This window comes from Variovorax raffinosi (assembly GCF_051216615.1).
GTDB lineage: Bacteria > Pseudomonadota > Gammaproteobacteria > Burkholderiales > Burkholderiaceae_C > Variovorax.
Genome location: NZ_JBPJZR010000006.1, coordinates 58,371 through 80,981, shown reverse-complemented (window position 1 = coordinate 80,981; position 22,611 = coordinate 58,371). Strand labels below are relative to the sequence as shown.

19 protein-coding genes and 4 tRNA genes are annotated in these 22,611 nt (G+C 66.2%); 13 read left to right on the top strand and 10 right to left on the bottom strand.

All coding sequences use genetic code 11. From position 1 onward, the window contains the following. The first annotated feature begins 1 nt into the window (after position 1). Positions 2–439, top strand: a complete 438-nt coding sequence (locus ACSFB7_RS19020; protein ID WP_435472842.1) for an acyl-CoA thioesterase — start codon at positions 2–4, stop codon at positions 437–439. Between the two features lie 3 nt (positions 440–442). Here ACSFB7_RS19020 and ACSFB7_RS19015 read toward each other — a convergent pair whose 3' ends face one another. Next, a complete protein-coding gene (locus ACSFB7_RS19015) occupies positions 443–835 on the bottom strand; it encodes a hypothetical protein (RefSeq protein ID WP_435472840.1) in 393 nt (130 codons plus the stop codon). 150 nt (positions 836–985) lie between these two features. Here ACSFB7_RS19015 and ACSFB7_RS19010 point away from each other — a divergent pair, with 150 nt between their 5' ends. From ACSFB7_RS19010 to ACSFB7_RS18990, 5 genes are all read left to right on the top strand, one after another. Further along, positions 986–1,186: a hypothetical protein gene (locus tag ACSFB7_RS19010; RefSeq protein WP_093236700.1), complete on the top strand. Its 201-nt coding sequence runs from the start codon at positions 986–988 to the stop codon at positions 1,184–1,186. A 403-nt stretch (positions 1,187–1,589) separates the two neighbouring features. Next, positions 1,590–1,666: transfer RNA gene (locus ACSFB7_RS19005), tRNA-Arg, on the top strand. A gap of 37 nt (positions 1,667–1,703) precedes the next feature. Then, on the top strand, positions 1,704–1,910 hold the full coding sequence (locus ACSFB7_RS19000) for a short-chain dehydrogenase (RefSeq protein WP_435472837.1): 207 nt from the start codon (positions 1,704–1,706) through the stop codon (positions 1,908–1,910). 25 nt (positions 1,911–1,935) lie between these two features. Further along, positions 1,936–2,009, top strand: a tRNA-His gene (locus ACSFB7_RS18995). A 67-nt stretch (positions 2,010–2,076) separates the two neighbouring features. Continuing rightward, positions 2,077–2,640 carry an HNH endonuclease gene (locus tag ACSFB7_RS18990; RefSeq protein ID WP_435472835.1) on the top strand — a complete coding sequence of 188 codons (564 nt, stop codon included), beginning with the start codon at positions 2,077–2,079 and terminating at the stop codon, positions 2,638–2,640. Positions 2,641–2,725: 85 nt separating this feature from the next. Here ACSFB7_RS18990 and ACSFB7_RS18985 read toward each other — a convergent pair whose 3' ends face one another. Then, positions 2,726–2,902 carry a hypothetical protein gene (locus tag ACSFB7_RS18985; RefSeq protein WP_435472833.1) on the bottom strand — a complete coding sequence of 59 codons (177 nt, stop codon included), beginning with the start codon at positions 2,900–2,902 and terminating at the stop codon, positions 2,726–2,728. Positions 2,903–3,200: 298 nt separating this feature from the next. Between ACSFB7_RS18985 and ACSFB7_RS18980 the strand changes: the two genes are divergently transcribed. After that, complete coding sequence (locus ACSFB7_RS18980) at positions 3,201–3,602, top strand: hypothetical protein (RefSeq protein ID WP_435472831.1); 402 nt, start codon at positions 3,201–3,203, stop codon at positions 3,600–3,602. On the opposite strand, the gene ACSFB7_RS18975 is transcribed toward ACSFB7_RS18980, so the two are convergent. The 3 genes from ACSFB7_RS18975 to ACSFB7_RS18965 form a co-directional block, all read right to left on the bottom strand. Then, positions 3,599–4,963 (bottom strand): amidase family protein, encoded by a 1,365-nt coding sequence (locus tag ACSFB7_RS18975; RefSeq protein WP_435472829.1) that lies wholly within the window; start codon positions 4,961–4,963, stop codon positions 3,599–3,601. The genes ACSFB7_RS18980 and ACSFB7_RS18975 overlap by 4 nt on opposite strands. 15 nt (positions 4,964–4,978) lie before the next feature. Continuing rightward, positions 4,979–5,923, bottom strand: coding sequence for an AraC family transcriptional regulator (locus tag ACSFB7_RS18970; RefSeq protein ID WP_435472827.1), 945 nt, complete (start codon positions 5,921–5,923; stop codon positions 4,979–4,981). A gap of 155 nt (positions 5,924–6,078) precedes the next feature. Further along, positions 6,079–6,154 (bottom strand) — tRNA-Lys (locus ACSFB7_RS18965). Positions 6,155–6,306: 152 nt separating this feature from the next. Here ACSFB7_RS18965 and ACSFB7_RS18960 point away from each other — a divergent pair. Next, a complete protein-coding gene (locus ACSFB7_RS18960) occupies positions 6,307–7,014 on the top strand; it encodes an SDR family NAD(P)-dependent oxidoreductase (RefSeq protein WP_435472825.1) in 708 nt (235 codons plus the stop codon). Between the two features lie 51 nt (positions 7,015–7,065). On the opposite strand, the gene ACSFB7_RS18955 is transcribed toward ACSFB7_RS18960, so the two are convergent. Next, positions 7,066–7,141, bottom strand: a tRNA-Ala gene (locus ACSFB7_RS18955). Between the two features lie 90 nt (positions 7,142–7,231). On the opposite strand from ACSFB7_RS18955, the gene ACSFB7_RS18950 reads away from it, so the two are divergent. Beyond that, positions 7,232–8,098 carry an alpha/beta hydrolase gene (locus ACSFB7_RS18950; RefSeq protein ID WP_435472823.1) on the top strand — a complete coding sequence of 289 codons (867 nt, stop codon included), beginning with the start codon at positions 7,232–7,234 and terminating at the stop codon, positions 8,096–8,098. A gap of 39 nt (positions 8,099–8,137) precedes the next feature. On the opposite strand, the gene ACSFB7_RS18945 is transcribed toward ACSFB7_RS18950, so the two are convergent. After that, positions 8,138–9,115: a GMP reductase gene (locus ACSFB7_RS18945; RefSeq protein ID WP_394475897.1), complete on the bottom strand. Its 978-nt coding sequence runs from the start codon at positions 9,113–9,115 to the stop codon at positions 8,138–8,140. A 206-nt stretch (positions 9,116–9,321) separates the two neighbouring features. Between ACSFB7_RS18945 and ACSFB7_RS18940 the strand changes: the two genes are divergently transcribed. From ACSFB7_RS18940 to ACSFB7_RS18930, 3 genes are all read left to right on the top strand, one after another. Beyond that, positions 9,322–11,757, top strand: a complete 2,436-nt coding sequence (locus ACSFB7_RS18940; RefSeq protein WP_435472822.1) for a UvrD-helicase domain-containing protein — start codon at positions 9,322–9,324, stop codon at positions 11,755–11,757. Between the two features lie 107 nt (positions 11,758–11,864). Beyond that, positions 11,865–15,752: a DUF2339 domain-containing protein gene (locus ACSFB7_RS18935; protein ID WP_435472821.1), complete on the top strand. Its 3,888-nt coding sequence runs from the start codon at positions 11,865–11,867 to the stop codon at positions 15,750–15,752. Beyond that, positions 15,749–17,275: a DUF3999 domain-containing protein gene (locus ACSFB7_RS18930; protein WP_435472819.1), complete on the top strand. Its 1,527-nt coding sequence runs from the start codon at positions 15,749–15,751 to the stop codon at positions 17,273–17,275. The genes ACSFB7_RS18935 and ACSFB7_RS18930 overlap by 4 nt, the downstream gene beginning before the upstream one ends. A 26-nt stretch (positions 17,276–17,301) precedes the next feature. On the opposite strand, the gene ACSFB7_RS18925 is transcribed toward ACSFB7_RS18930, so the two are convergent. The 3 genes from ACSFB7_RS18925 to ACSFB7_RS18915 all read right to left on the bottom strand — a co-directional run bounded on the left by ACSFB7_RS18925 (position 17,302) and on the right by ACSFB7_RS18915 (position 19,648). Continuing rightward, a complete protein-coding gene (locus ACSFB7_RS18925) occupies positions 17,302–18,132 on the bottom strand; it encodes a BPSS1780 family membrane protein (RefSeq protein ID WP_435472817.1) in 831 nt (276 codons plus the stop codon). Positions 18,133–18,141: 9 nt separating this feature from the next. Beyond that, positions 18,142–19,215 carry a homoserine kinase gene (locus tag ACSFB7_RS18920; protein WP_435472815.1) on the bottom strand — a complete coding sequence of 358 codons (1,074 nt, stop codon included), beginning with the start codon at positions 19,213–19,215 and terminating at the stop codon, positions 18,142–18,144. Between the two features lie 61 nt (positions 19,216–19,276). After that, a complete protein-coding gene (locus ACSFB7_RS18915; RefSeq protein WP_435472813.1) occupies positions 19,277–19,648 on the bottom strand; it encodes a hypothetical protein in 372 nt (123 codons plus the stop codon). A gap of 97 nt (positions 19,649–19,745) precedes the next feature. Between ACSFB7_RS18915 and polA the strand changes: the two genes are divergently transcribed. Further along, positions 19,746–22,559, top strand: a complete 2,814-nt coding sequence (polA, locus tag ACSFB7_RS18910) for a DNA polymerase I (RefSeq protein ID WP_435472811.1) — start codon at positions 19,746–19,748, stop codon at positions 22,557–22,559. The last annotated feature ends 52 nt before the right edge of the window (positions 22,560–22,611 follow it).

The following is a 22,611-nucleotide window of genomic DNA, read 5'->3' as shown; positions in this document are numbered from 1 at the left end:
CATGAGCGAGGCCGGTACCGAATTCCAGCGCGCGCGCCTGATCCGGTTTTCGGACTGCGACCCGGCGGGCATCGTCTTTTATCCGCAGTACTTCGTGATGCTCAACGGCCTCGTCGAAGATTGGGTGAACGAAGGCCTGGGCCTGAGCTATCACGGGCTGGTGGCGCAGCGCCGCATCGGCCTGCCGACCGTGAAGCTCGAAGCCGACTTTCGTGCCGTGAGCCGCATGGGCGACCAGGTGATGCTGGGCCTTGCCGTGCAGCGACTGGGTTCACGCTCGATGTCGTTGGCGCTGCGTTGCTTCGAGCCCGTGTCCGGCGAGTTGCGCATGGAGGTCAAGCAGGTGCTGGTGACGACCTCGCTGGAGACGCACCGCGCTGTTGCGATTCCGGACGACATGCGCGCGGCGATCCTGCGCGACGCACCTGCACTGGGTTGAACTTCAGGGTGCCGGCTCCGCGTCGGCGGCGTCCTGTGCGCGTTTCTTCAGCCAGCCGCTCAGCTCTCGCTTGCCCTTGGCATTGGCTGTTCGCCATGCCTCGCGCGCGGCTGCAATGAAGCGCTCTTCCGCCGCATCGGGCACTTCGGAGGGCCGGTCTTCCTTGTCGAGCCAGCCGGGCTCGACATCGCAGTGCCGCTCGATCTGCCGCGCGAGGTTGTCGCCGATGGGCCGCGCGCTCTTGATCTGGCTCCACATGCTGGGAGAGACCTCGATCTTCTTTGCGAACGCCTGGTCCAGCCCCTTGGCTGGCAGGCCCGCGGCAACGGCCTCTTCAAGAAAGCGGCGATGCAGCGCGAGGGCATTGCGACGACGAGCGACGGTGATATTGGGCACTGTTCAAAAACAACAACGAGACAAAAAAAGATTGTCCCGGTTGTTGACGTCGCCGTAAACACTATTTACAGTTGCCTTCATTCGCGGCCCAGGCCGTCCCTTTTTCAACCCCTCACAGCCGACAGCGGCAATTTTTGACCAGGAACCATCGTGAACACCGCCTTGACTCTCACCAACATTCGACCCGCATCGGGCCGGGCGTTCGTGCGCGTGTGGTCGTGCGGCGGTTTCAACATGCTGTCGACTCCGTCGAACCTGCGCCAGAGCTACGTGCATGCCACGAAAGCCGCAGCAAGCCTGCGCGTTGGCAAGTTCGAGGATCAGGTGCTACCGGGTGGAGATTGCGCATAGGCGCACATCTTCCAAGCTCTCTCAAGCAGAGGCCCGGACACCGAAAGGTTCCGGGCCTTTTTGTTTTTTGCTTTGTTTGTTTGTTTGTTTGTTTGTTGGTCGTGCTTTGCCATTTCGGGTGTGCCTTCACCACACCGCCGGAGTTCACCGCGTAGACGGTCTGGTGGGATGTGCAGGAAAGTGATCACCCCTGTGCAGCGACGTCGTACGGGACAGCGTCCAGCGCGCTGTCCGTCGCGTGAGGACACAACCGAAATGGAAAAGCGGGTCATTCATCCGTTTTTTCTCAACCCGACCCGAGCGGGACCGGGCCATGCAGACGGCCCTCCCGCGGAAACCGGCCGCAAAGATTGGGCGGCGCCGGAACTCGTAACCGGACACTTTTTGTTCTTGTTTTTTTCAACCCGCGTTAGCTCAATGGATCAGAGCACTTGCCTACGAAGCAAGGGGTTGCACGTTCGAGTCGTGCACGTGGGGCCATGTTTTTGTTTTGTCAGTTACCAACCAAGGAGTCACCATGCGCAAGCGCAACACCCCGATCCGGATGATCACCGTGCGCCCGGCACAGCCGCGCAGGCGCATGGTCTTTGCACTGGCCCGGCGCTTCGGCATCGGTACTGATGCCCGGCACGAAGCGGACAGCCCGCCCGCATCGCCTGGCCGCGAGTGTCGGCTCGATGGTCTCGACCTCGATCAACGCGTGCGCTTGCTGGGCGAGTGGTAGGCGGCCAATCCGTTTTCTTTCTACGGTGCGCGTAGCTCAACGGCAGAGCCGTGGGTTGTGGTCCCACTGACGACGGTTCGATTCCGTTCGTGCACCCCATCTTTTTTTTTTCTTCTTTTTCTTCTTCTTCTCTTCATTCAACCATCGCCGCGAAAGGAGGCGAGTCATGCACCCTCACGTCCTGCAACTCGATATTCAGGGCACGCCGCAAGCCTGGATTTCGCTGGAGCAGGCGGTGCTGCACTACGCCACCGGATCGGTCGCGTGGGAAGACGGCGACCTGCCGCTGGCCACGCTGCGTGGTGGGTTCAACGTCGCGCGCGGCGTGCAGTCGCGCGTTAAAGTGGCGCCCATCATCGCGCTGCGCGGCGCATCGAAGATCAACCTGTTCGACGTGGTGCCCAGCGTCACCAAGAGCAAGCTGCTGCGGCGCGACCGCCACACCTGCGCGTACTGCGCCGGTGTGTTCCAGGAGCGCGATCTGCAATGCGAACACGTGCTGCCCGAGTCGCGTGGCGGCCCGTGGACGTGGACCAATCTGGTGAGCGCATGCGCGGTCTGCAACAGCAGGAAGGCTGCGCGCACGCCCGAGGAAGCGGGCATGCCGCTGGTCTACCTGCCGTATGTGCCGAGCCGCTTCGAGAACTTCCTGCTCGAAGGCCGCAACATTCGCGCGGACGTGCACGAATGGCTGGCGAAGCGGCTGCCCAAGGGCTCGCGGCTTCAGTGAGGGCGCTTTGATGCAGCTTGCTTGCGCCCATGAAAAAAGCCCGCTGTCCTTTGGACAGTGGGCTTTTGCTTGTGCGCAGGACCGGTCAGCGTCCGATGCCGAAGTAGCGGTAGGCGACCACGCCTGCGGCTGCAATGCCGCCTACAACGATGAAGATCACCTTGGTGAAGCGGCCGTTGCTGCGTTTCGAGCGGGTCCAATGTTCCGGACCGATCAGGTCGATGGGAACGGTGGGTTTGCCTATGTCGGAAGCCTTTTCCATGAGCGGAAATATAGCTCAGGCTTCAAGGCATATGCCGGGGCGGTGCTTTCCGTTGATCCGCGCATCGTTATTGACGCGAGAGACGGTCGGGCAAAAAAATACCCGCCTGAGCGGGTCAACGAGCTTTTCGCTTCGCAGTTTGATGTCCCTGCAATCCTTGTTCTTATGGTGCGTGACAGCAAGTGCAAGATGCCACGCCACCCAGCCTACTTTTGTAGGTTGGGGCTTGGGCAGGGTGTAAGTGCCAGATAGAAACGTGAAATATTTCCTTATGAACAAAGAAATCGTTCTCGAAAGTTTGACCCGCGCTTTTGAGAGTTGGGTTCGCAATGCCTCGGCGCGGCAGCTCTGGCAGGTGCACGAAGCGGGTGGCCTGGGCGCATCCATTCATGCGGAAGGCGACATCGTCCAGGTCCGCATCGCGCTGGGCGGTCCACGAGGTACGTTGTCCGACATCGGCAAGACGGACGGGCGCCTGCCTGTCACTGAAGCGTTTCGTGGCAACAGCGGCGCGGACTGGGGCACGCCGCCGCCGCAGGGCAGCCTTGCGCGTGAGCAATGGTTCCTGGCGAGCGAGGTGGCCCAGGCTCATGCGAGGCAGTACCTGATGGCGGAGGTGGGCGAGAAGCGTGATGTTCTCGCGCGCTTCGCCGGCGACTGGGTGGCGCTGCAAAGCGGCGCGCAGGGCTCGGCTTCCTAGCCGGCGTTTTCTTGAAGCCAGCGGGCCAGGGCGATCGTCGTCCGGTCTTCCAGTGCGGGGCCGATGATCTGCACGCCCAGCGGCAACCCCTGCGTGGTCTCGCCTGCAGGTGCCACTGTCGAAGGCAATCCGGCGACGGTTGCAAGCCCCGACCAGGCCAACTGCTCGCGGTACAGCGAGGGCTCGCCATCGATGGTCAGCGTCGTGTGGTCCCAATCGGGGGAGTCGATGTGCTCGAATGCGGCCGTGCCGAAAGGCGGTGCGATGACGACGTCGAACGACTCGAAGAGAAGATGCCAGCGCTTGCGCAACTGCATGCGCCGGTCGAGCAGGCGCAGCCATTCATGCGCCGAGATGGAAGCAGGCGGATGGGGAGCGCCCCGCGTCACGATCGTGACCAGGAGCTTTGCGTAGTCGTCCTGAAGAGCGGCGAGATCGGGAAGCAGCGCACTGGCATGTGCAATGTGCGCGCCGCCCTTCGCGAGCCGTGCGGCCGTGTCTTCGACAGCGCGCCGTGCATCCGCGCCTGTGCGAGCCGAAGGATGTTCGGTCAGTGCCAGCACGCGCAGGCCACGGGCATCCGTGCATCGGGCGCGTGGCAGTTCCAATCGATAGGCCGTCGCCTCGTCGGCATCGGGGCCGGCAAGCACGTCGAGCGCAAGCTCAAGGTCGGCGGCGCTGCGCGCCATGGGTCCGATCACCGAAAGCACATCGGACGCCGCCTCGTAGCCGGGAAATTGGTGCCCGCGCGTGGGCAAGAGGCCGTGGCTCGGCTTGTGGCCATGGACGCCGCAGAAGTGCGCGGGCACGCGGATCGATCCTCCGATGTCGGATCCCAATTCGAGCGACACCATGCCTGCGGCCAACGCGGCCGCTGAACCGCCGGACGATCCGCCCGGTGTGCGCGTTGCATCCAGCGGATGCCGCGTGCGACCGTACACGGGGTTGTTGCTCTCGTAGTCGCCAAGAGCGAGCGCGAGGTTGGTCTTGCCCAGGATCACGGCACCGGCCGCCTTGAGCCGGGCGACAGCCACGGCGTCTTCGGTGACCGGCAGCGAGCGCGCGAACTCGAAGCCCCAGGTGGTCGGCAGGCCCGCGACGTTGAACGACTCCTTCACTGTCATGGGCAGGCCCAGCAGCGGGCGCCGCTCGCCCCGGCCCATTGCTGCATCGGCGGCGCGTGCCTGTTCGCGCGCACGCTCGAAGTCGCGCACGACGACGGCGTTGATGTTGCGGTCGCGATCTTCGATGCGTGCGATGGTCGCGTCGCACAGCTCGAGGGCGCCGATCTGGCGCACGGCAAGTGCCTGCACCAGTTGGCTCGCGCTGGCGGTTTCGATGTCTGGAAGGGAGGAGGTCATGGCGGGCTGTCGGGGTTACTGCAGTGGAAGGTAAAGATCGGTGCGCCACTCGTTGCCCAATGGTTCGCGAGGATCGTTGACGTAGTGCTCGAAGCAGGGTGTGTCGCGCAGCGCGTAACCCGTGGCAGGGAGCCAGTCGCGGTACACGGCGTTCCATACGCGATGCAGCAGGCTATGGGCTCCACGGTGCGAGAAGACGGCATAGCGGCCGGCGGGCAGATGCCACCAGCACAAGGTGCCTTGCAGGGGGATTGCCGGCTGCATTGCGCAGCCACTGCGCTCGACGAGGCGGTGATCGAAGACCGCGCCGCAGAGCATCCGCGCCTGTTGATCTTCCAGGCCCTGGGGCTCGTCCGGAAACAGCGCGAGCCAGCTTTGGGTGCGGGGCAGCAGATTCGCCTGGCGGATGGCCGGGACCAGTTCATCGAAGGCCTGCTCGGCCGCTCGCCGCATGTCGCCGGCATCCATTCCGCGGCCGGTGGCTGTCAGGACCGGGAGTGCGGGCACGTCGAGCATTTGCGGTTTGAGCAGTGCGTCGTTGTGCGATGCGAGTGGATCGGCGGCGGGCCGGCGGTCGAACAGTTGCTGCCAGCACGGCGCCCCGCCGGCCCGCACGGCCACGGGCGTGGTGTCGAGTTCGCGGCGCATGGCTTTCGCCAGGGCCTGGGCGGATTCGTAGCCGACCTGAATGGCGACCTTGTCCACCGAGGCGGAGTTGCGGGCGAGGAGTTCGCACGCCCGCTGCATGCGGCGCCAGGTGATGTAGCCACCCACGGTGGTTCCGAAGTACGCGCGGAAGATGCGGTGAAAGTGATAGCGGGACATGGCGGCCACGTCGGCCAGCACGCGCGCATCGAGCGGGTCGGCCAGGTGCGTGTCGATGTGCGCGACTGCACGCGACAGCAGATCGAGATAGCGAACCGTCTGCGTTCTCGATGTCGTGAAGGGGTCGGGCTGCATGGCAACAGGATTGTTCCAAACAACCGCTGGTGCAGCGTGTCCGCGTTTGCTCGATGGGGCCGGCCGCCCCGCGTTCACATGCAATGCGGCGCGCCAATGAAAAAAGCCTGCTACCGGTGAGGTAGCAGGCTTTTCAGCGTTTCCGCAGTGTTGGTTGGTGGGCCCTGAGTGACTCGAACACTCGACCTACGGATTAAGAGTCCGCTGCTCTACCAACTGAGCTAAGAGCCCTTGCTTTGAAAACGTTTGGCGTTTTCTGGCAAGACCACGAGTATATCCCAGAATTTGTAGTCGTCCAAAAAATTTATGAGTCGCAGCGTTAGGATGCGCCACTACCGACGGGGCACGCCCCTCTATCCCCATCTCTACCAGGAGAAATTTCGATGAGCGATGCAAGCACCACGCCCCATGTCCTGATCACCGGCGCCGCGGGCGCGCTGGGCCGCGCAGTGGCGCAGCACTTCCTTGAGCAAGGCGCGCGTCTCGCGCTGGTCGACCACCACGCGGGGCGATTGGCCGAAGTGTTCCCGGGTCTCGACAACTCGCAGCACCTGTTGCTCGCCGGCGACGTGACCTCGGCGCCCGACATGGCCGGCCTCGCGGAGCAGGCGCTCAAGTCCTTCGGCCGCATCGATGCGCTCGTGCACATCGCGGGTGGGTTCGAGATGGGCGAGGCAACGCATGCGCTCACGCGTGTGAGCTGGGACCGCATGATGAACCTCAATGCGTGGTCGTTCGTCGCGGTGACGCAAGCGGTGCTGCCCTCGATGATCGAGCGCGGGGCTGGCAGCATCATCGCCGTGACGGCGAAAGTGGCGGCGCGCGGTATGCCAGCGATGGCGGCGTACATCGCGTCGAAGAGCGCGCTGCAGCGCCTGGTCGAAGCCATGGCCGCCGAAGCGGCGCCGCACGGCGTCAACGTGAACAGCGTGGCGCCCAGCGTGCTCGACACGCCGGCCAACCGGCAGGCCATGCCCGATGCGAATCCGGCCGACTGGGTCTCGACCTCGGTCGCGGCGCAGACCATCGGTTTCCTCGCCTCGCCGGCGGCGGCCGCGCTTCACGGTCAGCATCTGACGCTCGACATCTGAGCCGGAAAAAAGAAAAGGCCCTGGCGATTGCCAAGGCCTTTTCGAATCGGTTGGTGGAGAGGATGAGGATCGAACTCACGACCTCCGCATTGCGAACGCGGCGCTCTCCCAGCTGAGCTACCCCCCCAACGCAACTCAAATTCTAACCAGAACTCCCGTTTTGGCGCAGGCCTTCATGCCAAGATGCGCGCCTCGCGAAACAAGGAGCAGGAACCGCATGGCCTCGTACGAACCCGCCTGGCTGGAAGGCATGTACAACAACCTCGCGCGGGTCAAGGACCATCTCGCGTACTTCGAGCGATGGGCGCGCGAATCGGCGAAGGCGCGCGACACCTTGCCAAGCCGGATCGACCTGCCCTACGGCGACGGCCCGAACGAAACGCTCGACATCTTCCCGGCTCCCGTGCCCGACGCGCCGGTCCTGGTCTTCATCCACGGCGGCTACTGGCGCGCGATGGACAAGAGCCAGCACTCCTTCATCGCACCCGCATTCAATGACCGCGGCGTGTGCGTGGTCGTGCCCAACTATGCGCTGTGCCCCGGCCCCGTCGAGCAGCCTGTGACAGTGCCGGACATCCTGTTGCAGATGGTGCATGCGCTCGCGTGGACCTGGCGCCATGTCGCGGCCTACGGCGGTGATCCGTCGCGCATCACCGTCGCCGGGCATTCGGCTGGCGGACACATGGCCGCCGCCTTGCTGGCCTGCGATTGGAAAGCGGTCGCGCCTGATTTGCCCGCGCACCTGGTGCGCAACGCGCTGTCGATCTCGGGTCTCTACGACCTGCGCCCGCTGCAGCGCACGCCGTTCCTGGAGAACGTGCTTCACCTGACAGATGCAGACGCGCTGCGTGCCAGCCCCGCGCTCTGGCCCGCGCCTTCGCGCGGCAAGCTCTATGCGGTCGCTGGCGGCAGCGAGAGCCCGGAGTTCATTCGCCACAACACCATGATCCGCGAGGCCTGGGGCCAGAACACCGTGCCGGTGTGCGAGGTGCTCCCGGGGCTGAACCACTTCGGCGTGGTCGATGCGATCGCGGATCCGGCCCATGCGTTGCACCGGCATGCGGTGCAACTGCTCGAAGCCTGACGACGACGACCGGCGGTGCAGCCCCTCGGGGCCGCAGCCTTACATCAGCAGGTGTTCGCCTTCGTTGGCGCCGCCCAGCGTGACGTAGTTGACCTTGCGGATGTCCATCAGCGTGCGGCCACCCGCGTAGCTGATCGAGCTCTGCACGTCCTGCTCCATCTCGATGAGCGTGTTGGCCAGCTTGCCCTTGATGGGTTCGAGGATGCGCTTACCCTCGACGTGCTTGTATTCGCCCTTGTTGAAGTCGCTGGCCGAGCCGTAGTACTCCTTGTAGAGCACGCCATCGACATCGACCGTCTTGCCTGGCGATTCTTCATGCCCCGCGAACAGCGAGCCGATCATCACCATCGATGCGCCGAAGCGCACGCTCTTGGCAATGTCGCCGTGGTCGCGGATGCCGCCGTCCGCAATGATCGGCTTGGTTGCCACGCGCGCGCACCACTTGAGCGCCGACAGCTGCCAGCCACCCGTACCGAAGCCGGTCTTGAGCTTGGTGATGCACACCTTGCCCGGGCCGATGCCGACCTTGGTCGCGTCCGCGCCCCAGTTCTCCAGGTCGATCACGGCCTCGGGCGTGCCGACGTTGCCGGCGATCACGAAGGACTTCGGCAGCTTTTCCTTGAGGTAGCCGATCATGTTCTTCACGCTGTCGGCATGGCCGTGCGCGATGTCGATCGTGATGTATTCAGGCGTCAAGCCTTCGGCCACCAGTTGGTCGACTGTGTCGTAGTCGGGCTTCTTCACGCCGAGCGAGATGGAGGCGAACACGCCCTTGCCCTGCATGTCCTTGACGAACTTGACGTTGTCCAGGTCGAAGCGGTGCATGACGTAGAAGTAGCCGTTCTGCGCCAGCCACAGGCAGATCGACTCGTCGACCACCGTCTTCATGTTGGCCGGCACCACCGGCATTCGGAACGTGCGCTCGCCCAGCTTCACGCTGGTGTCGCACTCGGAACGGCTTTCCACGCGGCACTTGCGCGGGAGCAGAAGAATGTTGTCGTAATCGAAAATTTGCATGACCAGGCTCCTGAAAGGAATCGTTGAACAGAACGAATGAGCGCTTGGTCCGGCCGGTTCTTGCGGCATCTTCTGCAAAGAAGACGCCCACAAAAAACCGGGCGCAAGAAACTTGGGCCCGGTGATTGAGTTTACGCGGTCTCGCAGCGGCGGGTCTTCTGCTTCTTCATATAACCCGCATACGCAGTGGTTTCTACAATCGAGGGATGTTGTTTAACGATCCTGCGGCTGACGCCCACCCTGCGGACCTGCCGCTGCTCCATAACCTGAACGCGGAGCAACTCGCCGCGGTCACACTGCCGGCGGGCAACGCGCTGATCCTAGCGGGCGCGGGCTCCGGCAAGACCCGCGTGCTCACCACCCGCATTGCGTGGCTGCTCCAGACGGGGCAGGTCTCCGCCGGCGGCATCCTGGCCGTGACCTTCACCAACAAGGCCGCCAAGGAAATGATGACGCGGCTGACGGCGATGCTGCCCGTCAACGTGCGCGGCATGTGGATCGGCACCTTCCACGGCCTGTGCAACCGCCTGCTGCGCGCCCATTGGAAGCTGGCCAACCTGCCGTCGACCTTCCAGATCCTCGACACGCAAGACCAGCTCTCGGCCATCAAGCGCCTGATGAAGCAGTTCAACGTCGACGACGAACGCTTTCCGGCCAAGCAGACGCAATGGTTCATCGCCGGCGCCAAGGAAGACGGCCTGCGCCCCGGCGACGTCGAAATCCGCAGCGATGACGACCGCAAGAAGGCCGAGCTGTACCAGCTCTACGAAGAGCAATGCCAGCGCGAAGGCGTGGTCGATTTCGGCGAGCTGATGCTGCGCAGCTACGAACTGCTGCGCGACAACGAACCGGTGCGCGAGCACTACCAGCGGCGCTTTCGCCACATCATGATCGACGAGTTCCAGGACACCAACCGCCTGCAATACGCGTGGATCAAGATGCTGTCGGGCAACGTGGTGGCGGGCCAGTTCACGCCGAGCGAAAACAACAGCGTGATCGCCGTGGGCGACGACGACCAGAGCATCTATGCCTTCCGCGGTGCGCGCGTGGGCAACATGACCGACTTCGTGCGCGAGTTCAATGTGCGCCACCAGATCAAGCTGGAGCAGAACTACCGCAGCTACAGCAACATCCTCGACTCGGCCAACGAACTCATCAGCCACAACAAGAAGCGCCTGGGCAAGAGCCTGCGCACAGACCAGGGCCCCGGCGAGCCGGTGCGCGTGTACGAATCGCCCACCGACCTGGCCGAAGCGCAGTGGATGGTCGAGGAAATGCGCCAGCTCGTGCGCGACGGCTTCGACCGAAAAGAGATGGCCGTGCTCTACCGCAGCAATGCGCAAAGCCGGGTGATCGAAACCGCGCTCTTCAACGCCTCGGTGCCGTATCGCGTGTACGGCGGCTTGCGCTTCTTCGAGCGCGCCGAAATCAAGAACGCGCTGGCCTACCTGCGCCTGTTGGAGAACAAGGACGACGACACCAGCTTCCTGCGCGTCGTCAACTTCCCGCCGCGCGGCATCGGCGCGCGCACGCTCGAAACCCTGCAGGACGCGGCGCGCGCGGCCGGGCGCTCGCTGCATGACGCGGTCAGCGTCGTCGGCGGCAAGGCCGGCGCCAACCTCACGGGCTTCGTCGCCAAGATCGACGTGCTGCGCGAGCAGACCCAGGGCGTGAGCCTGCGCGAGATCATCGAGCTGGTGCTCGACCACAGCGGGCTCATCGAGCACTACAAGGCCGACCGCGAAGGCGCCGACCGTGTAGAGAATCTGGAAGAACTCGTGAATGCGGCCGAGAGCTTCGTCACGCTGGAGGGCTTCGGCCGCGACGCGGTGGCATTGCCGGTCGACGAACTGCGCCAGTCGCCTGCGAGCCAGGGCATCGACCTGACCCGCCCGGTGGTCGACGAACCGCTCGCGCCCGATGCCGAGACCGGCGAAACGCTGAGCCCGCTGGTCGCCTTCCTCACGCATGCGGCGCTCGAGTCGGGCGACAACCAGGCGCAGGCCGGGCAGGACGCGGTGCAACTGATGACCGTGCATGCCGCCAAGGGCCTGGAGTTCGACTGCGTGTTCATCACCGGCATGGAAGAGGGCCTGTTCCCGCACGAGAACTCGATGAGCGACTTCGAGAGCCTCGAGGAAGAACGCCGCCTGATGTATGTCGCGATCACGCGCGCACGCAAGCGCCTGTACCTGAGCCATTCGCAGACGCGCATGCTGCATGGCCAGACCCGCTACAACGTCAAGAGCCGTTTTTTCGACGAGCTGCCCGAGGGGGCGCTCAAGTGGCTCACGCCCAAGAACCAGAGCTTCACGCCTTCGGCCTTCGGCTACGGCGGCGGCTATGCCAGCACGCGCGGCGGTGGTGGCGCCTACAGCGGTGGAAGCGGCTATGGCGGCGGCAGCAGCTACGGAGGCGGAAGCAGCAGCAAGGACACCTTCGCCAGCCCGCCGGTGCCGCCGCAAAAGGCGGCGCCTTCGCACGGCCTGCGCTCGGGCATGCAGGTGTTCCACAACAAGTTCGGCGAAGGCACGGTGCTGGCGCTCGAAGGCACGGGCGACGACGCGCGTGCGCAGGTCAAGTTCACGCGCCACGGCGTGAAGTGGCTGGCGCTTTCTGTCGCCAAGCTCACGCCCGTTTGACGACGCTACTAAAGCTATAGCTAACACCGCAGGCAGGACGGGCGTCAGGGCGTCTTTCTCCTTGAACGGCCGTACACTCCGGGCTCGCCAAACAAGGGGAGTTCCGGATGTGGTTTCTTGGCATCATTGCCGGCCTGGTGATAGGCGCGCTGTTCCAGTCGGTGCCTGCGGCGCTGGTCCTGGCGGTGCTGGGCGCCTTTGCGCTTCCGCAGGTCTTCGGCAAGAAGAAGAAAGCCCCGCCCGAGCGAACCGACGCTGAAAGCGTTCCCAACCCGGGTGCCGCAAACCCCGTGATTGCCAGTACGTCCACGGCCCCGGCCGGCGGTGTGCTGAAACTGCAGCAGCGCGTGGCGGAACTCGAACAACGGGTCTCGCTGCTCGAATCCCGGTTGTCGCAAGGCGCGTCGGCTGCCGTCGCCGCTCCTGTGGCCGAGGCCATGGCCTCCGTGATTCCCGAACTGGCCCATGCGCCGGCGAGCGATCTCGCCACCTCGATGGCGGACACGCCGCTCGCCACCGTGCCATCGCTGCCGTTGGCGCCTCCACAGGCGGAACTGGCCCGACCGCGCATCGCCACGATGACGGTGCCTGCGCCCGTCGTCGCAGCAGCTGCGGTTGTTGTCGCCGATGTGCCGGTTGCAGCCGCCGAGCCTGTGCCGGCTGCCGCTCCCGCATCCGTCGACAAACCCGTCACACTGCCGCAACCCGAGGCCGTCGCACCCGTCAAGCCACCCGTGGCCGCGCCTGCGCCGGTCCGTCGCCCACCTCCGCCGCCCCCACCACCGCCGGTGCCGCTGCGCGACCGCCTGCCCGCACCCATCGCCAACCTGATCTTCGGCGGCAACATGCTGGTCAAGCTCGGCGTACTGATCCTGTTCCTCGGGCTGGCTTTCCTGCTGCGCTACACGGCAGAGCGCGTGACCGTGCCGATCGAGCTGCGCTATGCGGCCGTGGCGCTGGTCGGCGCCGGCCTGCTGGTGCTGGGCTGGCTGCTGCGCCACAAGCGCGCGGGCTATGCGCTGATCCTGCAGGGCGCGGGCATCGGCATCTTCTACCTCACGACGCTCGCGGCCATGAAGCTCAGCGGGCTGCTGCCGGCCAGTGTCGGCTTTGCCTTCCTGTTCGGCGTGGCGGTGCTCAGCGCCGCGCTGGCCGTGCTGCAGAACGCGCCGCTGCTGGCCATCGTCGCCGCGCTCGAGGGTTTCGCGGCACCGGTGCTCGCATCCACCGGCTCGAACCAGCCGGTCGGCCTCTTCACCTACCTGCTGGTGCTCGACGTCGGCATTGTGTTGATCGCCTGGTTCAAGGCCTGGCGCGTGCTGAACCTGATCGGCTTCGTCGGCACCTTCACGCTGGCGGCCGGCTGGGCGCACAAGTACTACACCGACGACCAGTACGGCACCATCCAGCCCTTCCTGATCGCGTTCTTCCTGCTGTTCACCGCCATCGGCCTGCTGTTCGCGCGCCGCACGCTGTTCGATGCGCCGGTGCAACCCGCGCAGCCGCTGGCCACCCGCGCGCTGGACACGCTGCGTCGCGCCGGCCGGGTCGACAGCTCGCTCGTGTTCGGCACGCCCATGGTCGCGTTCGGCATGCAGGTCCTGCTGATGCGTCCGTGGGAATACGGCGCCGCCTTCTCGGCGATGGCGCTCGCGGCCTTCTACCTCGTGATGGGCCGACTGGTGTTCGCCACGCAGCCCAAGGGGCTGGCGCTGCTGGCGGAGGCCTACGCCATCGTCGGCGTGATCTTCGGCACGTTGGCGATTCCACTCGGCCTCGAAGGCCAGTGGACCGGCGCGGCCTGGGCGGTCGAGGCGGCCGGCATGTACTGGCTGGGCGCGCGGCAGAGGCGCGTGTATGCGCGCGCCTTCTCGTTCGTGGTGTTTGCCGGCGCGGTGCTGAAGCTGCTCGAAGCCACCGGGCTCGATGCGGCGCCGGGGCATCCGCTGCTCGAAGGTTCGCTGATCGGCCCGCTGCTGGTGGCCGTGAGTGCCTTTGCCATGTGGGCCATGCACCGCCGTGCCAGGCTCGATGTGGGCAACACCGTGGAAGCCATGGTCGGAAGCGCCTTGCCATGGCTCGGCATGGCCGCGCTCACGCTGCTGCTCTGGCAATGGTGGACGCCGCCGTGGGCTGCGGCCGCAACGGCCGTGCTGGCATCGGTCACCTTCGCGGTGGCGGTGCGCTTCGCATTGCTGCCGCTGACTTATGTGAGCTTCGGCATGCAGGCGCTCGCGGTGGCGGGCTTCATCGCGACCTTGCACCACACGGGCGAAGTCACTGACGGCCGCGTGCTCGAAAGCGGATGGCAGGGCGCTGCCGCTGCCTGCCTGATCGCGCTCAGCCTGCTGGGCAGCGCCGCGTGGTCGATGCTGCAGGCGCATCGCGCGGCACTGGCGCGTGGCATCCAGCCCGTGTGGTCGATCGGCAATGTGGTGGGCGTGCTCGCGGGCGTGAGCCTGCTGCACCTGGCAATGCTGTTCCAACTGAACCTGGCGCAGGCCGCATTGCTGTGGCCGCTGACGGCCACGGTCGTGTTCTGGGTGGCGCTGCGCATGGCGCATTTCCCGCTCGCTGCGCTGGCTGGCGTGCTGCAGGTGATCTCGGCGATGGCATTCGGCGCGAGCCAGTCTGTCGATGCCGAAGCGGTGCGGCCGGCCTTCGCGCACCTCGGCTTCTGGACGCCCGTGGTGCTGGGGCTCGTGGCCCTGCTGGCTGGCGACTGGCTGCGCGATGAAGCTCGGCCGCGCGTGAGCGAGCCCGCAGGCACGGCGCCCAAGCGCTGGGCCAACGCGTGGTGCGCGATTCCGGTCGTGCTGTGGGCGCCGGTGATCTGGGGGCTCTTCTGGTGGTTCTTCGGCGTGCTGGACGAAAGCATCCGCGTGCTGAATCGTCACGACCTTGCGAGCCATGTGCCGGCGGCCGTGATGGCGGTGGTGCTTGTCACCTCCGCGCTGGCCGCGCTCGTGGCGCACCGCCGCGACTGGTCGCAATTGGGCAAGGCCACGATCGCCACGCTGCCGGCTTTTGGCCTGATCGCGGCCTACGGCATCGCGGGCGGCCCGACGCCGTTCTACGTGCCGTCGAGCGCGCTCGGCTGGATCGCCTGGCCGCTGGCGCTGGCGTGGCATCTGCGCCTGCTGCGTGTGCAAAAGCGCTGGTTCGATGCCCCGGCATTGACGCCTTTCCACGTGGCGGGCTTCTGGCTCTTCCTGTTGCTCGCTGCGCGCGAATGCCAATGGCAACTGGGCCGCATCGGTGCCGAATGGTCGAGCTGGCAACTGCTGGGCTGGGCCATCGTGCCGGCGCTCGTGCTGTGGGCGCTGCGCTCGCGCGCGGTGCTCAAGCGCTGGCCGCTGATCGAGTACCGCGGCGCCTACCTGGAGTTCGCCGCGACGCCGGTGGTGGTCTATCTGCTCGTGTGGGTCTGGCTCACCAATGCCGTGAGCCCCGGCAACGCCGCGCCGCTGCCGTATGTGCCGCTGCTGAATCCGCTCGAACTCGCGCAGTGGCTGGTGCTGTTCGCGCTGGTGCTCTGGTGGCGCGCCTTGCCGCAGGGATCGTTCGCGCGCGTCGATCCGATGGTCGCCAAGGGCGCGGCCGGCCTCACCGGGCTTGCGCTGCTGACCGGCATGGTGCTGCGCACCTGCCATCACTACGCGGGTGTCGAATGGCGCTTCGATGCACTCTATGCCTCGTGGCTGACGCAGGCGGCGTTGTCGATCACCTGGGCGGTCTGCGGCGTGGCCGCGATGGTGCTGGGCCACTCGCGTAGGGTGCGCACCTTGTGGGTCGCGGGCGCGGTGCTGCTCGGCGTGGTGGTGCTGAAGCTGTTCTTCGTCGAGCTGGCCAATCGCGGTGGGTTGTTCCGCATCGTGTCGTTCATCGCGGTGGGCGCCTTGCTGCTGCTGGTGGGTTACTTCGCACCGGTGCCGCCGAAGAAGGAAGAAGAAAAAGCGGAACCGAAGGCGCCAGCCGAAGGCGGTGCGGCATGAGCGGCGCCGCGGTGTGGACGCTTCGCGCGGGCAGCGCCTTCGTCGCCGTCATGGTGGCGACGGGCTTCGGCGCGGTGCATGCGCAGCCCGCTACCTCCGCGCCCATCGCACTGCAGGGCGAGGGGCCGTACCACCGGCTCACGCTGCCTCTGTCGATCTACGGCAGCGCTGCATACGGCGACTTGCGCGACCTTCGCGTGCGCAACGCAGCCGGGCACGCCGTGCCTTACGCATGGCTGCGCAATGAAGCGGCGACACCGCGAACCGCCTCGCAGGACGTGCCGATCTTCGCGCTGCCCGGCAGCGACAGCGGTGCGGTGTCGGCCGACGCATCGCTCGCCTTTTCCGTGCGGCCCGATGGCTCGCTGGCACTCGACAGCAAGGCCGCCAGCGCCCAGCGCAAGGTGAGCGAAGCGACGCAATGGCTCATCGACCTGAGCCAGGTCAAGGGCAGCCTGCTGCAGGCCCGCTTCGAGATCGCACCCGATGCGCGCGGCCTGTTCGCCTTCCGGCTCGAAGCCAGCGACGACCTGCGCCAATGGCGGCCGGTGGGCGGAGAAGATCAACTGGTGCGGCTGGCCCACGGCGGCCAGACCATCGAGCGTCTCGTGGTCGACCTGGGCAGCCTTCGCACGCGTTTCCTGCGCCTGCGCTGGAGCGATCCGCAGCACGGCGCACCGCTGACCGGCGTGGGAATCGACAGCGTGCAGGAGGTCGAACCCGTCGCACCGCTCGAATGGTCCGGCCCGCTGAAGCCGGAGCGCTGCGCCACCGACTACTGCGACTACCTGCTGCCGCGCGGCCTGCCGGTGCAGAGCCTGCGCATCGACCTGGCCGACATCAACACGCTGGCGCAGGTCGGCGTCTCGGGGCTGTCCGATCCGGCGCCTGCCGCGGCCACGCCGCCGCAGCCTGTGCCCCGCAATCCGCTCTATGCCTTGCGGCACCAGCAGCGCCGACCGGCCCCGCTGCCTGATCGGCCGAACGAATCGCCACTGGTCGATGCCGTGGTCTATCGTCTGGCGCAAGCCGGCGGCGAGGCGCGCTCGCCCGTGCTGGCACTCGATGGCGCGGTGTACGCACGCCTGCGCTTGCGAACCTCCGGCCCGGTGAGCGTGCTGGGTGCGACGCCGCCGACCATCGCGGTGGGCGCCGTGCCGCGCACGCTGGTGTTTCTCGCGCAGGGCGGGGCGCCGTTCTCGCTGGCATGGAATGCGGCGCCCGATGCGGGCACCGTCGAAGGGGCCGTGCCCGGTGCGCCACTGGCGCTGTCGACGCTGATTCCGGGCTATGCCCCGGACAAACCGGTCGTTGCCGATGGCGCCTCGGTCACGTTGCCGACGGCGGCGATCACGGCAGCAGTGGCAGCCACCGTGCAACCGCCGATTCCGCAGGCCGATGGCCTCGATCCGTCGCGCAAATGGTGGCTCTGGGGTGCGCTGGGTGTCGGCTTGCTGTTGCTGGCCGGCATGGCATGGTCGCTGTTCGCGAGCCTGCGCAAGGACGCGGCCAGGCCCGACTGAGCCGGGCGGCCGCGCTCACGCTGCGCTCAGTTCGGATCGAAGGTATCGCGGAAGGTGAACCAGGTCGAGCTGAGCGACATGGCCGCGAGCACCAGCGCCGTGCCGACGATCAGCACATTGCCCACCGCCAGCGCGGCGCCACCGGAGCCCATTGCGCCGACGCCGATCAGCACGGTAGCGAGCAGGCCCATGCCGATGCCGGCGATCAGGAACACGCCGAACCACGCAATGCCGAACAGCGTGTAGGCGCCGAAGTTGCGGAACAGCGCAACGATGCTGAAGAAGATGCTCTTGACCGGCTCCACGCGGTGCCAGTGCACCAGCGCCGGCGCATGCCACATGGCCAGCGACAGCGGCAGGTTCAGGCACATCAGCAGCATGCGCGCCACCTGGAAGTCGCTGCTTGCGATCACTTCGGGCGTCAGCGGGTCGTCGAGCAGGTAGGCGCGCGCGAGCTGGCCGCCGTCGACCAGCGTGGTCACCATCACCGCCAGCACGAAGTAGACGGCCGAGATGATGCCCAGCACCAGCAGCGAGCGCCATTCGGAGCGCATGGCGCTGAACACCGCCACGAACATCGCCGAGCCGGTGGGGCGCCTTGCGTCGCCGGCCTGGCCGATGCCTTCGGCGTTGTCGGTGTAGGCCACCGAGGTCGCGACCATCAGGCCCAGCGTCATGAACGGCACAAGCGCCGGTGCAAACAGGCTGCCCAGAATCGGCACGATCGACACCGTCGAGATCATCGCCATCAACAGGAAGAACAGCGAGATGAAGGCCAGCGGCTGTCGCCAGAAGGTCTTGAGTCCGAGGCGGACCCATTCGGCGCCGGTTCGCGCCGGCACGAGTTTGAGTTTCATGTGTAGGGGTCAGGCAGCCAGCAGCGGCTCGGGCTCGAGCGCCTGTGCCATGGCATGCGGGTGGGTGGCGCGCTCGCGCAGCACGCGCTCGAAGTGCGACGGGTCGTGGGGCTTGAGCATGCTCGCCTCACGGGGCAGGTAGAAATCCCACAGGCGCGAGATCCAGAAGCGCAGCGCCGCGGCGCGCAGCATCGCGGGCAGCAGGGCGCGCTCGGCCGCGTTCAGCGGGCGCACGGATTCGTAGGCCGACAGCAGCGCGTCGGCGCGCTGGGCATGGTGCCGGCCGGTGGGCAGGTCGATGGCCCAGTCGTTCAGGCACACGGCCAGGTCGAACAGCCAGGTGTCGGTGCCGGCGAAGTAGAAGTCGAACACGCCGGTCAGGCGCGGCGCGGCACCGGCGTCATCGCCGGTCGCGAACATCACGTTGTCGCGGAACATGTCGGCGTGCACCGGGCCACGCGGCAAGGCGGCATAGGTCGACGATTCGGCGACATGGTTCTGGTAGGCCAGTTCGGCGCGCAGCAGGGCGGCCTGCGATTCCTCGATGTAGGGCAGCACCACCGGCACGGTCTCGTTCCACCAGGCCAGGCCACGCAGGTTCGGTTGCGTGCGCGAATAGTCGCGGCCTGCCAGGTGCATGCGCGCCAGCATCGCGCCCAGCTCGGCGCAGTGGGCCGGACCGGGAGCCAGTTCGCTGTGGCCCGAAAGCTTTTGTACCAACGCGGCGGGCTTGCCGGCGACCATGTGCAGCAGGTCGCACGAGGTGTCGGTGGCGGGCGTCGGCGGCAGGCTCTTTTTCGACGGCTTCTCGGCGGCGGGCGCGATGGCCATGGCGGCCACGGGCTCGGGCACCGGCAGGCCGGCAGCCGCCAGGTGCTTCATGAGGCTCAGGTAGTAGGGCAACTGCTCGGCGCTCAGGCGCTCGAACAGCGTCAGCACGAACTCGCCGGACTCGGTGGTCGCGAAGTAGTTGGTGTTTTCGATGCCGCCCTGGATGCCGCGCAGGTCGCGCAGGCGGCCGACGCCGAGGCGTTGCACGAGCGCGTCCGCCTCGCCGAACTGGACTTCGGTAAAAACTGCCATGGCGTTGCTCAGCGCCGGGCCGAGGATGCGAAAGATGGGAAGAGGTGGGCGGGTCGCACGGTCAGAACTTCATCACGTTCCAGACGCGCGGGCCGTTGGCGCCGGTCTCCGAGGAGCCCTGGCGCGCCGTGCCTGCGTCGGCCGGCAGCACTTCGTAGCCGGGCATGTTCGACTTGGGCTTGACGTTGATGCTTTGCGTGCGGCCGCCGTAGCGGACTTCGTCGACCGAGGCACCGCTGTCTTCGGTGTGCAGGTTCTCGACCTTCTGGTTGTGCCGGCCGTCTGCCTGCTCCTGATTTGGTAGCGGTTGCGCCGGGGCCGGCGCAGCCGCCGGTTGGGCGGGCGCGGGCTGCGCCTGCACGGCGGCAAAGGGGGCGGCGAAAGCCAGCGCCAGCAGGATGCGGCGGGCGACCAGGAGTGTGGAGCTAGGCATGCCTTGATTGTAGGCGCGGCACCGTCTGCCGTCTGTCGGCGCGCAGGCCGTTTCGCCGGGCTTCGGCGGACCGCTCCGGGCACGGCAAAATGGCCCGATGACCGACAAGAAAACGCTGCTGCTCGTCGATGGCTCGAGCTACCTTTACCGAGCCTTCCATGCGATGCCCGATCTGCGCGCCGTGCCCGGCGACCCGAAGAGCCCGGCCACCGGCGCCATTCGCGGAATGATCAACATGATGACCGCGCTGCGCCGCGAGGTGCGCGCCGACTACGCGGCCTGCATCTTCGATGCGCCCGGCAAGACTTTCCGCGACGACTGGTACCCCGAGTACAAGGCCAACCGCTCGCCGATGCCCGACGACCTGCGCAGCCAGATCGACCCCATTCACGAAGTGGTCAGGCTGCTGGGCTGGCCGGTGATCACGGTGCCCGAGGTCGAGGCCGACGACGTGATCGGCACGCTCGCCAAGATCGCCGCCGCACAGGGCATCGAGGTGATCGTGTCCAGTGGCGACAAGGACTTGAGCCAGCTGGTTGATGAGCACATCACCATCATCGACACGATGAATGGCAAGCGGCGCGACGTGGCGGGTGTCACGGCCGAATTCGGCGTGCCGCCGAACCTGATGGTCGACTACCAGACGCTGGTGGGCGATTCGGTCGACAACGTGCCCGGTGTCGAGAAGGTCGGCCCGAAGACCGCCGCCAAATGGCTGCTCGAATATGGCTCGCTCGATGCGCTGGTCGAACGCGCCGCCGAAGTGAAGGGCGCCGCCGGCGAGAACCTGCGCAAGGCGCTGGACAAGCTGCCGCTCAGCAAGAAGCTCGTCACCATCCGCACCGATTGCGACCTCGAAGGCCATGTCACCGGCCTGCCGTCGCTCGAGAACCTGCCGGTCGGCGCGCCGCAGACGACTGAGCTGAAACCCTTCTACGAGAAGTTCGGCTTCAAGAGTCTCGTCAAGACGCTCGAAGCACAGGAAGTGCCGCCCGAGCTGATCGAGGAAGGCGCCAAAAAGAAGCCCGCCAGGGCCAACACCGACCAGGGCGGCTTGTTCGACGAACCCGCCGACATGAGCGCGCTCGAAGCCGCCGCGCCCGCGAGCAACCTCAAGTACGACACCATCACCACCTGGGAACAGTTCGACACCTGGCTCGCCAGGCTCGAAGCTGCCGAGCTGACGGCCATCGACACCGAAACAACGTCGCTCGACGAAATGGTCGCGCAGATCGTCGGCGTGAGCTTCAGCGTCACGCCCGGCGAAGCGGCCTACATTCCGCTCACGCACAACTACCCCGATGCGCCCGCGCAGTTGCCCATCGACGAAGTGCTTGCCAAGCTCAAGCCCTGGCTGGAAAACGGCGCGAAGAAAAAGCTCGGCCAGCACATCAAGTACGACCGCCATGTGTTCGCCAACCACGGCATCGAGGTGCAGGGCTACGCGCACGACACCATGCTGCAGAGCTACGTGCTCGAAGTGAACAAGCCGCACGGCCTGTCGAGCCTTGCCGAACGCCACCTGGGCCGCAGCGGCATCTCGTACGAAGACCTGTGCGGCAAGGGCGCGCACCAGATCTCGTTCAGCCAGGTCGACATCGCCAAGGCGGCCGAGTATTCCTGCGAAGACAGCGACCTGACGCTCGACGTGCACAACACGCTGTGGCCGCGCCTGCAAGCCGATGAAAAGCTGGGCTTCATCTACCAGTTGGAAATGGATTCGAGCGAAGCGCTCTACCGCATCGAGCGCAACGGCGTGCTGATCGACAGCGCCACGCTGGCCGCGCAGAGCCATGAACTCGGCACGCGCATCATGGAGCTGGAGCAGGAGGCCTACGACATTGCCGGCCAGCCCTTCAACCTGGGCTCGCCCAAGCAGATCGGCGAAATCTTCTTCACCAAGCTGGGCCTGCCGGTGGTCAAGAAGACGCCGAGCGGCGCGCCGAGCACCGACGAAGAAGTGCTGGAGAAACTCGCCGAAGACTACCCGCTGCCCGCCAAGATCCTGGAGCACCGTGGCCTGTCGAAGCTCAAGGGCACCTACACCGACAAGCTGGGCCAGTTGGCCAATCCGCGCTCGGGCCGCGTGCACACGCATTACGCGCAGGCCGTGGCCGTCACCGGGCGCCTGAGCAGCAACGACCCGAACCTGCAGAACATCCCGATCCGCACGCCCGAAGGCCGCCGCGTGCGCGAGGCTTTCGTGGCACCGGCCGGCAGCGTGATTGCCAGCGCCGACTACTCGCAGATCGAGCTGCGCATCATGGCCCACATCAGCGGCGACGAATCGCTGCTGCGCGCCTTCAAGGAAGGCATCGACGTGCACCGCGCCACCGCCGCCGAAGTGTTCGGCTCCACGCCCGACCAGGTGTCGAGCGAGCAGCGCCGCTACGCCAAGGTCATCAACTTCGGGCTGATCTACGGCATGAGCAGCTTCGGCCTGGCGAAGAACCTCGGCATCGAGACCAAGGCCGCGGCCTTGTACATCGAGCGCTACTTCGCGCGTTATCCGGGCGTGAAGGCGTACATGGACGAGACCAAGGCGAGCGCCAAGGAAACGGGTTACGTCGAGACCGTGTTCGGCCGGCGCCTGTACCTGCCCGAGATCAACTCGCCCAACGGCCCGCGTCGTGGCGGCGCCGAACGCGCAGCCATCAACGCGCCGATGCAGGGCACGGCAGCCGACCTGATCAAGCTCAGCATGGTCAAGGTACAGAACGTGCTTGATGAAGAAAAGCGCGCCACCAAGATGATCATGCAGGTGCACGACGAACTGGTGTTCGAGGTGCCCGAGGCCGAGGTCGAATGGGTGCGCACCGAAATCCCGCGCCTGATGGCCGGCGTGGCGGACCTGAAGGTGCCGCTGCTCGCCGAGATCGGCGTCGGTCCCAACTGGGACAAGGCCCACTGACCCTCTATATTGCCTGTGAATTGATCCTGCATGGATCCAACGCGTCAATCGA

What these genes read in the sequence shown, in the direction of transcription:
- ACSFB7_RS19020 (WP_435472842.1), top strand. Translation starts at nt 2, where the DNA reads ATGAGCGAGGCCGGTACCGAATTCCAGCGCGCGCGCCTGATCCGGTTT.
- ACSFB7_RS19000 (WP_435472837.1), top strand. Translation starts at nt 1,704, where the DNA reads ATGCGCAAGCGCAACACCCCGATCCGGATGATCACCGTGCGCCCGGCA.
- ACSFB7_RS18990 (WP_435472835.1), top strand. Translation starts at nt 2,077, where the DNA reads ATGCACCCTCACGTCCTGCAACTCGATATTCAGGGCACGCCGCAAGCC.
- ACSFB7_RS18985 (WP_435472833.1), bottom strand. Translation starts at nt 2,902, where the DNA reads ATGGAAAAGGCTTCCGACATAGGCAAACCCACCGTTCCCATCGACCTG.
- ACSFB7_RS18975 (WP_435472829.1), bottom strand. Translation starts at nt 4,963, where the DNA reads ATGACCTCCTCCCTTCCAGACATCGAAACCGCCAGCGCGAGCCAACTG.
- ACSFB7_RS18970 (WP_435472827.1), bottom strand. Translation starts at nt 5,923, where the DNA reads ATGCAGCCCGACCCCTTCACGACATCGAGAACGCAGACGGTTCGCTAT.
- ACSFB7_RS18960 (WP_435472825.1), top strand. Translation starts at nt 6,307, where the DNA reads ATGAGCGATGCAAGCACCACGCCCCATGTCCTGATCACCGGCGCCGCG.
- ACSFB7_RS18950 (WP_435472823.1), top strand. Translation starts at nt 7,232, where the DNA reads ATGGCCTCGTACGAACCCGCCTGGCTGGAAGGCATGTACAACAACCTC.
- ACSFB7_RS18945 (WP_394475897.1), bottom strand. Translation starts at nt 9,115, where the DNA reads ATGCAAATTTTCGATTACGACAACATTCTTCTGCTCCCGCGCAAGTGC.
- ACSFB7_RS18940 (WP_435472822.1), top strand. Translation starts at nt 9,322, where the DNA reads ATGTTGTTTAACGATCCTGCGGCTGACGCCCACCCTGCGGACCTGCCG.
- ACSFB7_RS18935 (WP_435472821.1), top strand. Translation starts at nt 11,865, where the DNA reads ATGTGGTTTCTTGGCATCATTGCCGGCCTGGTGATAGGCGCGCTGTTC.
- ACSFB7_RS18930 (WP_435472819.1), top strand. Translation starts at nt 15,749, where the DNA reads ATGAGCGGCGCCGCGGTGTGGACGCTTCGCGCGGGCAGCGCCTTCGTC.
- ACSFB7_RS18925 (WP_435472817.1), bottom strand. Translation starts at nt 18,132, where the DNA reads ATGAAACTCAAACTCGTGCCGGCGCGAACCGGCGCCGAATGGGTCCGC.
- ACSFB7_RS18920 (WP_435472815.1), bottom strand. Translation starts at nt 19,215, where the DNA reads ATGGCAGTTTTTACCGAAGTCCAGTTCGGCGAGGCGGACGCGCTCGTG.
- ACSFB7_RS18915 (WP_435472813.1), bottom strand. Translation starts at nt 19,648, where the DNA reads ATGCCTAGCTCCACACTCCTGGTCGCCCGCCGCATCCTGCTGGCGCTG.
- polA (WP_435472811.1), top strand. Translation starts at nt 19,746, where the DNA reads ATGACCGACAAGAAAACGCTGCTGCTCGTCGATGGCTCGAGCTACCTT.